A 13,053-nucleotide genomic window follows, 5' to 3' on the forward strand; every position below is an offset into this window, starting at 1 on the left:
CCGCTCCTCCCGTGCACCTCGCACCGGGGTACGCCGCCCCCTCGCGGACGCCGCTTCCTTTGGACGTGGCCCGCGCAGGAGAGGAGGATCGAGGGAGGGGAGTCCCCACCTGGGCCGTGCCCGGAGGTGATGCCCGATGACACCCCCCACTCAGCGCTCACGCCGCCCCACCGAGGCCTTCGGTGCGAGACCGGCGCCCCGGGCGATCGGCGCCGCCGACGTGGGCATCCTGCTGCTCCGGCTCGCGGTCGGCATCATCCTGGCGGGCAGCGGCTCGCAGAAGCTGTTCGGGCTGTTCGGCGGACGAGGTCTCGACGCGACGGCCAAGGAGTTCGCCGCGCAGGGCTACGAGCCGGGCACGTTCTTCGCCGCCCTGGCGGGGATCTCCGAGCTGCTCGGCGGCCTGGGACTGGCGGTCGGACTGCTCACCCCGCTGGCCGCCGCGGCGGCGGTCGGGGTGATGTTCAACGCCATGACGGTGGCGCCCCAGTTCAGCCTGTGGCCCGCCGGACCCCCGTCGTTCGCCTACCCCATGCTCCTGTGCGTCGGCGCCGTCGCCATCGCCGCGGTGGGACCCGGCCGCGTCTCCCTCGACACCTTCTTCCCCTGGCGCGACGGCGGCTGGATCCCGTTCTGCGTGGCCCTGGGCCTGGGCGTGCTCGGGGGCGCACTCGTCCTGGCGCTCTGAGGCCGGCGGGCCGCCCGGCGGTGGCCCGCGAGCCCCCGGCTCCGGTCAGGACGGCACGCGACCGGCTAAATCCCCTGCCACTGCGGCTTGTTCGCGTACGTGTGCCGGAAGTAGTCCGCCAGCTTCAGCTTGGACGCGGCGGCCTCGTCGACCACCACCGTGGCGTGCGGATGCAACTGCAACGCCGAGGCGGGGCACACGGCCGCGACCGGACCCTCCACCGTCGCCGCGACCGCGTCCGCCTTGCCCTCGCCCGTCGCCAGCAGCACCAGGTGCCGGGCCTCCAGGATGGTGCCGATGCCCTGGGTGATGACGTGGTGCGGCACCTGGTCGATGTCGCCGTCGAAGAACCGCGCGTTGTCGACCCGGGTCTGCTCGGTCAGCGTCTTGATGCGGGTCCGCGAGGCGAGCGAGGAGCACGGCTCGTTGAACCCGATGTGCCCGTCGGTCCCGATCCCCAGCAACTGCAGATCCACGCCGCCGGCCGCGGCCAGCGCCGCGTCGTACGCCGCACAGGCGCCGGGGATGTCCTCGGCCGTCCCGTCCGGGCCCATGAACGCGTCCATCCCGATCCCGAGGGGCTCCAGCACCTCACGCCGCAGCACCGACCGGTACGACTCCGGGTGCTCCGCCGGCAGCCCCACGTACTCGTCGAGCTGGGCTATCCGCGCCCCTGAGGTGTCCACCGCGCCCGAGCGCACCCGGGCCGCCAGGGCCTGGTAGACGGGCAACGGCGTCGAGCCGGTGGCCACGCCGAGCAGGGCGTCCGGCTTGCGGCCGAGCAGCCGCGCCATTGCCTCGGCGATCAGCTCGCCGCCCGCCTCGGCGTCGGGAACGATGACAACTTCCACGCTGGGCCTGCCGATCTGAAGAGGGGGACTCGAAGGGCACCCGGAAGGGGCCATGTGGTTTAGACCAATCTAACAGAGAGGTGTGCCCCGTCCCAGGCGAAGACAAGCCCCTCCGGCGCGCCTTGCCGCAAGGGGAACGGCCCGTGACGACAGGCCGGGATCCAGGTGAAGACACGCCCCGGGCGGCGCCCTTGGGGAGGCACGAGCCGCCGTGGGGGAGTGGAATGGCACCACGGCCGCGGCCGGCGACCGGCCACCGGCGACTCACCTCGCGGTGGTCCGGCGCCACAGGGCCGACGCAGCCGACGCCGACGCGGAGGGACCCACATGACCGCCCCCGTCCCGTACCCCCACGACCCCCACGCGCCCCACAGCGAGGTCCCCGGCCGGATCATGGCGCGTGAGACGGGCGAGCAACCCCAGGTGCTGCGCCGGATCCTCGACAAGGGCGCGCCCACGATCCGCCAGGTGGCACGGGAGATCGCGGCCCGCGCGCCGCGCTTCGTGCTGCTGACCGCCCGCGGCACCTCCGACCACGCCGCCCTCTACGCCAAGTACCTCCTGGAGGTCCGGCTGGGCCTGCCCTGCGGTCTGACCTCCATGTCCACCTTCACCGCCTACGGCGCCCGCCCCGACCTCACCGACGTCCTGGTCGTCACCGTCAGCCAGTCGGGCGGCTCGCCGGACCTGGTCGCCTCCACGCGCGCCGCCCGCCAGGCGGGCGCGATCACCCTCGCGGTGACCAACAACCCGGACTCGGCGCTGGCCGGTGTCGCCGAGTACCACCTGGACATCCTGGCGGGGCCGGAGAAGGCGCTCCCCGCGACCAAGACCTACACGGCCTCCCTCCTCGCGCTCTACCTGTTCGTCGAGGGCCTGCGCGGCGGAGACGGCGCCCCGGCGCAGGTCCTGCCCGACCTCGCCGGGCAACTGCTCGCGCGGCACGAGGAGGTCCGCACCCTGGCGGCCCGCTACCGCTTCGCCGAGCGGATGGTGATCACCTCCCGCGGCTTCGGCTACCCCACGGCCAAGGAGGCCGCCCTGAAGCTCATGGAGACCAGTTACATCCCGGCCCTCGCCTACTCCGGCGCCGACCTGCTGCACGGCCCGCTCGCGATGGTCGACAACGTCTCCCCGGTCATCGCGGTCGTCACCGACGGCAGGGGAGGGGAGGCGCTCCAGCCCGTCCTCGACCGGCTGCGCGGACGGGGCGCCGACCTGGTCGTGGTCGGGCCGAGGAGGCATGTCGAGCGGGCCTCGGCCGGGTTCGTCCTGCCCACCGAGGGTGTCGCCGAGGAGGTCCAGCCCGTACTGGAGATCATCCCGCTCCAGCTGCTGGCCTACGAGGTCACGATCGCCCGCGGACAGGACCCGGACGCGCCCCGGGCGCTGGCGAAGGTGACGGAGACGCGCTGACCCCCCGGGCGTGTCCCCACCGGCGTGCGACGGCGCGATCGCGCGGAAGCGGAGGCTCTCGCGGAAATTGCCGTGGCCATCCGGCCCCGCGCATGAGCCCGGCGGGTTAGGCTGCGAAGCGCCAACACCACACACTCTTCAACAACAAACCGCCCCCGACGCATGGACACCAGTAGTGGTCTAGTCCACAATCGGGGAGACGCATAGAAACGAGAAGCCTCCGCCTTCCCCGCACAGGAAGGCGGACCGAGGATCCGGTGCTCTCTGCCCTGACTGCCCCGGCTCCTCATCCTTCGGCCGACCGGGACCGCACACCCCGTGGCCGATGCTGCTCCGGGCTGCGGTGCCGGGAGGGTTGAGGGTCCCTCCCAGGCGCCGCGGCCCGCGGGTGTTCTCAGGCCCCGTGCCGTCTTCCCTCTCGTAGCGCCGTCGTTCCCGTACGGACACTTTTAGGACCTGCACAAACCGCCGGGTACGCTCGCAGACGTGCCCTCCATGAACGAACTGGTCCGCCAGCACACCGCCCTCGACGACTCCGATCTCGAGTGGCTCCATCTGCTGGTCTCGGAGTGGCAGCTGCTCTCCGACCTGTCCTTCGCGGACCTGGTCCTGTGGGTCCCCACCCGCGACGGCACGCGCTACGTCTCCGTCGCGCAGATGCGGCCGAACACCGGCCCCACCTCCTACCAGGACGACATGGTCGGCCACCTCGTCCCGCGCGGCCGCCGCCCGATGCTGGACGCGGCACTCGACGAGGGCCGGATCGTGCGCGAGGGCGACCCGGAGTGGCGCGAGGAGGTCCCCGTCCGCGTCGAGTCCATTCCGGTACGACGGGACGGGCGCGTCCTCGGCGTCATCGCCCGCAACACCAACCTGCTGACCGTGCGCACCCCGAGCCGTCTCGAACTGACGTACCTCCAGAGCGCCTCGGACCTGGCACAGATGATCGCGGCCGGCTCGTTCCCCTTCGCGAACCAGCAGGTGGACATGGACGCCTCGCCCCGCGTGGGCGACGGCCTGATCCGGCTCGACGCGGACGGCCTCGTCCAGTACGCCTCCCCGAACGCGCTCTCCGCGTATCACCGCATGGGCCTGGCCGCGGACCTCGTCGGCCACCATCTCGGCCGCACGACGGCCGAACTCGCCCCGAGCCGTGGCCCCGTCGACGAGGCCCTGGCCAAGGTGGCCAGCGGCTGGGCGCCGCGCGAGTTCGAGATCGAGGCCCACGACGGCGTCATCCAGTTCCGGGCCATTCCGCTCAAGCCCAAGGGCATCCGCATCGGTTCCCTCGTCCTGCTCCGGGACGTCACCGAACTGCGCCGCCGCGAGCGGGAGTTGATCACCAAGGACGCCACCATTCGGGAGATCCACCACCGGGTGAAGAACAACCTGCAGACGGTGGCCGCCCTGCTGCGCCTGCAGGCCCGGCGGATCGAGTCCGAGCGCGGCCGGGCGGCCCTGGAGGAGGCGGTCCGCCGGGTCGGCTCGATCGCGATCGTTCATGAGACGCTGTCTCAGAACCTGGACGAACGAGTGGAGTTCGACGAGATCGCCGACCGGGTGCTGGCGATGGTCGCCGAGATCTCGCCCGGCAAGGTCACCGGCCGGCGCACCGGCCGCTTCGGCATCCTCGACGCCGAGGTCGCCACCCCGCTGTCCATGGTGCTCACCGAGGTGTTGCAGAACGCGCTGGAGCACGGCTTCCGGGAAGGCGACACCGGCACGGTGGAGGTGTCGGCGGTGCGCGGCGGTACGACCAAGGAGTCCCGCCTGCTGGTCACGGTGCAGGACGACGGGGTCGGCCTGCCCGAGGGCTTCGACCCGCACACCTCAGGCAACCTCGGTCTGCAGATCGTACGCACGCTGGTGGAGGGCGAGTTGGGCGGCACGTTCGACATGGTCCCGGCGCCGGAGCGCGGCACGCGGGTCGTGCTGGACATCCCGGTACGCGCGCAGAAGTGACCGGCCCGCGCGGTGACCGGGCCACTCGGTGAACGAGTCGCTCGGTGAACGGGCCGGAGACCGGATCCGGTTGACGGGGTGCGGGCGCCACCGGGCGCAGCAAAAAGTCCCGGACCAGAAGGTCCGGGACCAGTCGCTCGCTGCGTAAGCGCTTAGGGGTACTGCGCGCTGCGGCTCGGGGGCGGGAGATGCGTACTCGCTGTACGCGCCGCCAAGCTCAGGCTGTCAGCGGGGTGGGTAGGTCAGGCGGAGGCCTGACGAGCCCGGTTGCGGGCGGCGCGGCGCTTCATGGCGCGGCGCTCGTCCTCGCTGAGACCACCCCAGACGCCGGAGTCCTGGCCGGACTCGAGCGCCCACTGCAGGCACTGCTCCATGACGGGGCAGCGACGGCAGACGGCCTTGGCTTCCTCGATCTGCAGCAGCGCAGGACCGGTGTTGCCGATGGGGAAGAAGAGCTCGGGGTCTTCCTCGCGGCAAACGGCGTTGTGACGCCAGTCCATGGCTGCTACCTCTCCTTGGTATTACGTGAAGATTTGCTTGTGAATGTGAACGCTTTCACGAATCCCTCAACAAGTGAAGGGCCGCCCACCGAGTATTCCTCGGCGTGGTCCTTGATTGGAGAGGGGTTCCGGTGATCTGTGGAGGCCGGTGTTGCGGGCCGTCCCGATCGCCATGTAGAGACTCGCAAACCTCGGCGACGGATACAACCCCTTCCGGAAAGTTTTTTTTGATTCCTCGGTGTCGACTAGGTCACAGCCGTACTTCCATGGGGTGGATCCTGGCCTAAACGTTCGAGTGAAAGGACTTTAGCCCCTTCTGCTCACACAATCACACGCAGTGCACGGCGTACGCCTGTGAACGTCACGCTGGTACGCAGTCCCAGGTGGTCACCGTCCATCTGAAGGGGCAGTGGCGCCTTCGAATGCAAGGTGAACTCGTCCAGATCGTGCAAGGACACGGCATGCTTTCCCTGGGGTCCACGCTCGGGGGACGAAGTGAGCAACTGGGTGCCATACCGGGCAACCGACGCCGTGGACATCCGGGTCAGACCGAACACATCGAGTCCGGTGTCGAACGAGGCCTTGGGCGACGCGTACATCGGGCGGTTGCCGAGAAACGTCCAGGGGGCGGTGTTCGACGCTATGCACAGCAGCAGATCCGTCACCGGGTCCTCGCCCGGCCGCTCCATGGTGATCGTGCCCTGCCGGCGACTCGGCTCGCCCAGCAACTGGCGCAGCACCTGGCGCACGTAGAGCGCGTGGGTCGACTTCCTGCCGCGTTCGCGCTGCTGCTCGACCCGGCCGACGACGCCGGCGTCGAATCCGAGCCCGGCGTTGAAGGTGAACCAGCGGGGCGGCACAGCCTCGTCCGCGGTTCCCGGCGGGCCCGAGGTCAGACCGAGTCCGACGGTGCGCTCGCCGCCCTCACGCAGGGCGTCCAGCAGTGCGCCGGTCGCCTCCACGGCGTCGTTGGGCAGACCGAGGGCGCGGGCGAAGACGTTGGTGGAGCCGCCGGGGACCACGGCGAGACCGGGGACGTGGCCGGGGGCGGGACCGTTGTGGAGCAGACCGTTGACCACCTCGTTGACCGTGCCGTCGCCGCCGAGGGCGACCACGAGGTCGATGTCGTCGCTCTCCGCCGCGTGCCGGCCCAGGTCGCGCGCGTGTCCGCGGTACTCGGTGGTGACCGCCTCGAGCTTCATCTCGCTCGCCAGCGCATGGATCAGGACATCGCGCGTACGTGCGCTTGTGGTGGTTGCCGCCGGATTGACCACGAGAAGTGCACGCATGACTCGCAGGGTACCTACTGGGTGGTACCGGGCACAGGCCGGACCGGGGATCGGGCGGAGATCGACGAGTGAGCCTGGACACGGGTGACCGGATTTGTGCGCCGTACCCGCCCCGGGGTCTTCGGGGACGGGACGGAGGCGAGGGCTACCCTTCTGGGGTGAGCGCTGAGCAGAACCCCACCCCCGCTTCCGAGACCGCCGCCGAGGCCGGTCCCCGTCCCGTCCGGCTGACCGTGGCGGCGGCGCTGGCCGCGCTGGAGGGGCTCGCGCTGGTGGTCGGCGGGGTCTGGATCCTCGTCCTCGGGCTGACCGGGCACCCGGACGACCGGCAGCAGGCCGTCACCGGCGGCGTCACGCTGCTGGTGCTCGCGCTGCTGCCGCTGCTCGCCGCGCGCGGGCTGCTCGCGCGGCGCAGCTGGAGCCGTGGCCCGGCCGTCATCACCCAGATCATCTCGCTGCCCGTGGCCTACAACCTGCTCCAGGCCGACAGCATGGCCATCCCGGGCGGCATCGCCCTGGCGGTGGCCGCGGTCGCGTCCCTGGTGCTGCTCCTCAACCCGGAGACGACCCAGGCCCTCGGAATCCGCGGACCCGGCGGCGCCGGCAAGTAGACAAGGCCCGCCTACTCCTCCACCAGCAGCTTCTCCCGCAGCTGGGCCAGGGTGCGGGCCAGCAGGCGGGAGACGTGCATCTGGGAGATGCCGACCTCCTGCGCGATCTGCGACTGGGTCATGTTGCCGAAGAAGCGCAGCAGCAGGATCCGCTTCTCGCGGGGCGGCAGGTCCTCCAGCAGCGGTTTGAGCGACTCCCGGTACTCCACACCCTCCAGCGCCTCGTCCTCCGCGCCGAGGGTGTCGGCGACGGCCGGGGACTCGTCGTCGGTGTCGGGGACGTCCAGGGACAGCGTGGAGTACGCGTTGGCGGACTCCAGGCCCTCCAGGACCTCCTCCTCCGAGATCGCGAGCTTCTCGGCGAGTTCGTGGACCGTGGGGGAGCGGCCGTGCAGTTGCGAGAGCTCCGCGGTCGCCGTCGTGAGCGAGAGGCGCAGCTCCTGGAGCCGGCGCGGCACGCGTACCGCCCAGCCCTTGTCGCGGAAGTGGCGCTTGATCTCGCCGACGACCGTCGGGGTCGCGTACGTCGAGAACTCGACGCCGCGGTCCGGGTCGAAACGGTCGACCGACTTGATGAGGCCGATGGTGGCGACCTGGGTCAGGTCGTCCAGCGGCTCACCGCGGTTGCGGAAGCGGCGCGCGAGGTGCTCGACGAGCGGCAGATGCATCCGGACCAGCTGGTTGCGCAGCTCCGCGTACTCCGGGGAGCCCTCCTTCAGTCCGCGCAGCTCCACGAACAGGGCGCGCGCGCCGCTGCGGTCCTGGGGGTGGTGGTGGGTGGACTGCGTGCCGCGCGCGGCCGCCGGCTCGGGCGTGGCACGCGCGTCGTGCCGCGCGTCGGGCACGTTCTGCACGTCCTGCTCCGCGTATCGCTCGTGCTCGCTCATCGTCGCGCCCGTCGCCCTTCCCCGAGGCCTCGTCCCGTCCCCCGCTCCCGACGTCGCCCGCGCGGGGGGACCCCCATGGGCAGGGGACATTCCGATCCGCCGCTGCGGAGGTGCACTCCGCACGGCACCCTTGCCGTCCCGCTGCCCGTCGTCCGGGAAGCCGGCCTGTGTCGCGTCGGAGTCGTCCTCCGGATGCGGCCGGGCCTGCTCGGGGATGCCGTCGACGCCGTCCGCCGTGCGACGGGCGACCGGACCGTCCCCCAGGCTCTCGGCGCCGCCGGGGCCGGGGACGCCTTCGGGCTCCCCCGTCGGCAGCTCCCGTGTGCCGCGCTCTTCGTCCCGCACCGGTCCGTCCCCGTCCCTCACGCCGGCCCGGGTCCCGCGCCGCGCTGTTTGTAGAGGCTGATCGAAACGGTTTTGTCGTCGTCCACGGCGGAGGAGACCTTGCCTGCCAGGGCGGACAGCACGGTCCAGGCGAAGGTGTCCCGCGAAGGGGCGTGGCCGTCGGTCGTGGGTGCCGAGACGGTCACCTCCAGCGAGTCGTCGACGAGCCGGAAGACACAGCTGAGCACCGAGCCGGGCACGGCCTGCTGGAGCAGGATCGCGCAGGCCTCGTCGACCGCGATGCGCAGGTCCTCGATCTCGTCGAGGGTGAAGTCCAAACGGGCTGCGAGGCCGGCCGTGGCCGTCCGCAGCACCGACAGGTAGGCACCCGCGGCCGGCAGCCGGACTTCCACGAAGTCCTGGGTCGCGGGCTCGCCTGCGATCTGGGACACCCTCACCTCCAAGGTGGTACAAGCTCTACGGGGCCGAGGGTCGCCCCTCGGGGTAACGCGAAGTGTGTTCAGCGGTGACGCTACCGCGCTCGGAACCTACCTGTCCCCGGGACCCCAACCCCTTGCTGTCACTCATAGTAAACACATGAACACGCACAGTGGCTAGAGGGTGGGCGCCCCCAATTGGGAAGAGCGCGCGCCGGGTTGACGTACCCAGACGTCAGACGCTCGAACCGTCGGTCCGGACGTCACGAACAGGTCAGGCGAGGACGTGGTCGACGAAGCACCATCGCCAATTCTCCCCCGGTTCGAACGTCCGCATCACCGGATGACCGGAGTCCTTGTAATGCTCCGTGGCGTGCCGCCCCTCGGAGGAGTCGCAGCAGCCGACGTGGCCGCAGGTGAGGCACAACCGCAGTTGCACCGGATGCGAGCCGTCCGCCAGGCACTCCGGGCAGGTCTCCGTACGGGCCTCGGGTTCCGGGTGCGGCAGCTCGTCGGCGTGCGTGCACTGTTTCATGATTGCCAGGTTACGACGGGCGCGCGGAACGCCGCGCCGAAAACGAGGGTGGGCGAGGACCATGGACGTGATGCCACTGCTGTTGCTGGTGGCGGGCAGCGCCGCGATCGCCGCGGCAGGGCGGCGTACCCCGGTACCGGCGCCGCTGCTGCTGGTCGCGGCCGGACTTGTGCTGTCCTACCTGCCGGGCGTGCCGGACTACCACCTCGACCCGCACGTCGTGCTGCCGCTGATCCTGCCGCCGTTGCTGCACACCGCGGCCACCGACAGCTCCTACCTCGACCTGCGCGCCCAGCTGCGGCCGGTCGCGCTGCTGTCGGTCGGGTACGTGCTCTTCGCGACCTTCGTGGTCGGCTGGGCCGCCTATGTGATCGTCCCGGGCCTGCCGCTGACCGCGGCGCTGGTGCTGGGCGCGGTGGTGGCACCGCCGGACGCGGTCGCGGCCACCGCGATCGCCCGCCGGGTCGGGCTGCCGTCCCGGATCACCACGATCCTCCAGGGCGAGTCCCTGGTGAACGACGCCACCGCGATCACCGCGTACCGCGTCGCCCTCGCGGCCGCCGTCGGCGAGGGCGCGACCTGGGCGGGCGGCATCGCCGAGTTCCTGGTCGCGGCGCTCGGCGGCATCGTCGTCGGACTCGTGCTCATGGTGCCGATCCACTGGCTGCGCACCCACCTCAAGGAGCCCCTCCTCCAGAACACCCTCTCGCTGCTGATCCCGTTCGTCGCGTACGCCGTCGCCGAGGCGGTGCACGCCTCCGGTGTCCTCGCGGTCGTCGTGGTCGCCCTGTATCTCGGTCATCGCGCGTGGGAGGTGGACTTCGCCACCCGGCTCCAGGAGAGCGCGGTCTGGAAGATGGTCGCCTTCGTCCTGGAGTCCGCGGTGTTCGCCCTCATCGGCCTCCAACTGCCGGTGGTCCTGGAGGGACTGGGGGAGTACGAGGGTCTGGAGGCCGCCTGGTACGCGGTCGCCGTCTTCCTGGTGGTCGTCGTGTCCCGGTTCGTATGGGTGTATCCGTCGGTGTGTCTGCCCCGGATGCTGTCGGTGCGGATCCGGGAGCGGGAGGCGGACGCCGTCTCGGAGACGGGCGCCGTCTGGAAGGGCGCGTTCATCATCTCCTGGGCCGGGATGCGGGGCGTGGTCTCGCTCGCCATCGCCTTCTCGATCCCGCAGGTCATGGAGGGCGGGGAGCCCTTCCCTGGCCGCAACCTGATCCTCTTCCTGACCTTCACGACGGTCATCGGCACCCTCGTCCTGCAGGGCCTGACCCTGCCCCCGCTGATCCACCTGCTCAAACTGCCCGGCCGCGACGTCCAGGCCGAGACGCTCGCCGAGGCCAACGCCCAGGCGCAGGCCTCCCGGGCCGCCGAGCGACGCCTGGACGAACTGCTCGCCGACGAGCGCAACGCCCTGCCCGAACCGCTCGCCGCCCGGCTGCGCGCGGTGCTGGAGCGCCGCCGCAACGCCGTCTGGGAGCGGCTCGGCCAGTCCAACCCCATCACCGGTGAGACCGCCGACGACACCTATCGCCGGCTGGCCAGGGAGATGATCAGCGCCGAGCGCGAGGTGTTCGTCAGGCTCCGCGACGGCCGCTTCATCGACGACGAGATGCTGCGCACGCTGCTGCGCCGCCTGGACCTGGAGGAGGCGGCGGCGTACCGCGAGACGACCTAGGGGCTGTCTGACAATTCGCGTCGTCGCCCGGAGGGCGTCCGGCAGACGGGAATTGTCAGACAGCCCCTAGACCAGGTCAGGGGAAGGGGCGGCCGGTCACGACGGCCGCCACCGTGCTTCCGCGGGCGAAGGCGCCCTCCTCGGCGAGGGCGACAAGTCCGTACAGCATTTTGGCGACATACAGCCGCTCGACGGCCAGTCCGTGCCGGTCCTCGAAGTCCGCTGCGAAGGCTTCGAGTTCCGGGCCGGTACGCGCGTAGCCGCCGAAGTGGAAGCGGTCGTCGAGGTGCCAGTCACCGCGCGGCCCCCCGAAGGCCGTCTGCTGCAGGGTCCGTATCTCCGCGCCGAGGAAGCCGCCCTTGAGCACGGGTATGCCGAGCGCGCGCCCGTCGGGCCCAAGCCCCGCCGCCAGGCCCGCCAGGGTGCCGCCGGTGCCGCAGGCGATCGCCACCACGTCGGCCTGCCCGCGCAGTTCCTCGCCCAGCGCCCGGCAGCCGCGTACGGCCAGGGAGTTGCTGCCGCCTTCCGGCACCACGTGGGCGTCCTCTGCGCCGACCGCGCGCAGCAGGGCGGCGAGGGCGACGGGGTCGGTCTTGCGGCGATAGGTCGATCTGTCGACGAAGTGCAGCCGCATGCCGTCGTCCGCGCACCGGGCGAGGGAGGGGTTGAGGGGCCGGTCGGCGAGTTCCTGGCCGCGGACCACACCGATGGTGGCGAGGCCGAGGAGGCGGCCCGCGGCGGCGGTGGCGCGCAGATGGTTGGAGTACGCGCCGCCGAAGGTGAGGACGGGGCGCCCGTGCGCCGCCGTGAGGTTGGGCGCGAGCTTGCGCCACTTGTTGCCGACGAGGTCGGGATGGATCAGGTCGTCGCGCTTGAGCAGCAGCCGTACGCCGTGCCGCTCGAACCGGTCGTCGTGCACCTCCCGCACCGGGGAGGGGAGCCGCGGGTGCAGGGTGGCGAGGGCGTCGGGGCTGGTCACCCGGTCATTGTCGCTCGTGGGCTACTTCAGTCGCTCGGCGATGCGCCCCCGCATCGCGGCCATCGTGAACCCGCGCGGGTCCACCTTCCCGGGCTGCCACTCCAGGTGGCCGATGACCGACCGGTGCGTCCAGCCGTGCTGCCGGCAGATCGCCGCGGAGGCGCGCTCGATGGCCTCCAGCTGCACCTCGGGCCAGGGGTCCTTGCCGTCGCCGAGGTTCTCGCACTCAAAGCCGTAGAAATGGCGGTTGCCGTCGGTGTTCGCCTCGTTGTCCGGCGGCAGCGCCTTCTCCGCGATCACCGCGCGCAGCACGTCGTCGTCGCCGAGCCCCGCGTGGTTGGCGCGGCCGTAGCCGACGAGGTGGACCCGGCCGTCCTTGGTGATGACGCCTTGGCACAGCGGGCCGGGCAGGCCTTCGTAGCCCTTGCGGCAGAGCTCGACGGTCTGGGCGCTGCCCCGGGTCACGGTGTGGTGGATCATGACCCCGTGCACGGGGCCCCAGGGGCCCTTGTGGTTGCGGTTGTGCTCTCTCCAGTTGCCCACCTCGACGACGGTCAGGCCCTCGTCCCGCAGGCAGTCGAGGAAACGGTTCGCGGACAGGGGTGAGGCCATCGGTGCCTCCTTCGCGGCGCGACGGCCGCCCGGCGCGGCCGCCTCGTACATGCTGCTTGTACCGAACGCGGAAGAAACGGAACCTCCCGTTCGTACAGCGAGCGAGCGTATTCGGCCACTGTGCGTGCGCGGCCGCCGTGCGAGGCGGAACCCATATGTGCCCAGGGGGAGTTGATCCATTCCCGCTCTTTCGGGTAATAGCACGATCACTGTCCGTGCTGGAAGGCTTCTCCGTGGAGATCGGTGCCCGGGGCAATCCGTTGCCAGGGCATGACCGGGAGGGCAAT

13 protein-coding genes are annotated in these 13,053 nt (G+C 71.2%); 5 read left to right on the top strand and 8 right to left on the bottom strand.

Annotated elements, in window-relative coordinates; genetic code table 11:
• Window positions 1-136: 136 nt before the first annotated feature.
• Window positions 137-688 (top strand): DoxX family protein, encoded by a 552-nt coding sequence (locus ACIP2X_RS16630; RefSeq protein WP_401673148.1) that lies wholly within the window; start codon window positions 137-139, stop codon window positions 686-688.
• Window positions 689-753: 65 nt separating this feature from the next.
• On the opposite strand, the gene nagB is transcribed toward ACIP2X_RS16630, so the two are convergent.
• Complete coding sequence (nagB, locus tag ACIP2X_RS16635) at window positions 754-1,539, bottom strand: glucosamine-6-phosphate deaminase (RefSeq protein WP_401673151.1); 786 nt, start codon at window positions 1,537-1,539, stop codon at window positions 754-756.
• Window positions 1,540-1,866: 327 nt separating this feature from the next.
• Between nagB and ACIP2X_RS16640 the strand changes: the two genes are divergently transcribed.
• Window positions 1,867-2,955 (top strand): SIS domain-containing protein, encoded by a 1,089-nt coding sequence (locus ACIP2X_RS16640; RefSeq protein WP_401673153.1) that lies wholly within the window; start codon window positions 1,867-1,869, stop codon window positions 2,953-2,955.
• A gap of 495 nt (window positions 2,956-3,450) precedes the next feature.
• Complete coding sequence (locus tag ACIP2X_RS16645) at window positions 3,451-4,917, top strand: sensor histidine kinase (protein ID WP_401674472.1); 1,467 nt, start codon at window positions 3,451-3,453, stop codon at window positions 4,915-4,917.
• Between the two features lie 242 nt (window positions 4,918-5,159).
• Here ACIP2X_RS16645 and ACIP2X_RS16650 read toward each other — a convergent pair whose 3' ends face one another.
• Both ACIP2X_RS16650 and ACIP2X_RS16655 read right to left on the bottom strand, forming a co-directional pair.
• Window positions 5,160-5,417 carry a WhiB family transcriptional regulator gene (locus ACIP2X_RS16650; protein ID WP_016639615.1) on the bottom strand — a complete coding sequence of 86 codons (258 nt, stop codon included), beginning with the start codon at window positions 5,415-5,417 and terminating at the stop codon, window positions 5,160-5,162.
• A 320-nt stretch (window positions 5,418-5,737) separates the two neighbouring features.
• A complete protein-coding gene (locus ACIP2X_RS16655; protein ID WP_401673156.1) occupies window positions 5,738-6,706 on the bottom strand; it encodes a diacylglycerol/lipid kinase family protein in 969 nt (322 codons plus the stop codon).
• 158 nt (window positions 6,707-6,864) lie between these two features.
• On the opposite strand from ACIP2X_RS16655, the gene ACIP2X_RS16660 reads away from it, so the two are divergent.
• On the top strand, window positions 6,865-7,317 hold the full coding sequence (locus ACIP2X_RS16660) for a hypothetical protein (RefSeq protein ID WP_401673158.1): 453 nt from the start codon (window positions 6,865-6,867) through the stop codon (window positions 7,315-7,317).
• An 11-nt stretch (window positions 7,318-7,328) separates the two neighbouring features.
• Here the strand turns inward: ACIP2X_RS16660 and ACIP2X_RS16665 are convergent, their stop codons facing one another.
• The 3 genes from ACIP2X_RS16665 to ACIP2X_RS16675 form a co-directional block, all read right to left on the bottom strand.
• A complete protein-coding gene (locus ACIP2X_RS16665; RefSeq protein ID WP_401673161.1) occupies window positions 7,329-8,549 on the bottom strand; it encodes a SigB/SigF/SigG family RNA polymerase sigma factor in 1,221 nt (406 codons plus the stop codon).
• Window positions 8,550-8,566: 17 nt separating this feature from the next.
• Window positions 8,567-8,980 (bottom strand): anti-sigma factor, encoded by a 414-nt coding sequence (locus ACIP2X_RS16670; RefSeq protein WP_015657891.1) that lies wholly within the window; start codon window positions 8,978-8,980, stop codon window positions 8,567-8,569.
• A gap of 259 nt (window positions 8,981-9,239) precedes the next feature.
• Window positions 9,240-9,500, bottom strand: coding sequence for a UBP-type zinc finger domain-containing protein (locus ACIP2X_RS16675; RefSeq protein ID WP_401673164.1), 261 nt, complete (start codon window positions 9,498-9,500; stop codon window positions 9,240-9,242).
• A gap of 61 nt (window positions 9,501-9,561) precedes the next feature.
• Here ACIP2X_RS16675 and ACIP2X_RS16680 point away from each other — a divergent pair, with 61 nt between their 5' ends.
• Window positions 9,562-11,175 (top strand): Na+/H+ antiporter, encoded by a 1,614-nt coding sequence (locus ACIP2X_RS16680; RefSeq protein ID WP_401673166.1) that lies wholly within the window; start codon window positions 9,562-9,564, stop codon window positions 11,173-11,175.
• 76 nt (window positions 11,176-11,251) lie between these two features.
• Here the strand turns inward: ACIP2X_RS16680 and ACIP2X_RS16685 are convergent, their stop codons facing one another.
• Both ACIP2X_RS16685 and ACIP2X_RS16690 read right to left on the bottom strand, forming a co-directional pair.
• Window positions 11,252-12,154: a 1-aminocyclopropane-1-carboxylate deaminase/D-cysteine desulfhydrase gene (locus ACIP2X_RS16685; protein WP_401673168.1), complete on the bottom strand. Its 903-nt coding sequence runs from the start codon at window positions 12,152-12,154 to the stop codon at window positions 11,252-11,254.
• 21 nt (window positions 12,155-12,175) lie between these two features.
• Entirely contained in the window at window positions 12,176-12,766 is a 591-nt protein-coding gene (locus ACIP2X_RS16690) for an N-acetylmuramoyl-L-alanine amidase (RefSeq protein ID WP_401673170.1), read from the bottom strand.
• Window positions 12,767-13,053: the final 287 nt, after the last annotated feature.

The sequence above is a fragment of the Streptomyces sp. NPDC089424 genome, assembly GCF_044749345.1.
In the GTDB taxonomy this organism is placed as follows: domain Bacteria; phylum Actinomycetota; class Actinomycetes; order Streptomycetales; family Streptomycetaceae; genus Streptomyces.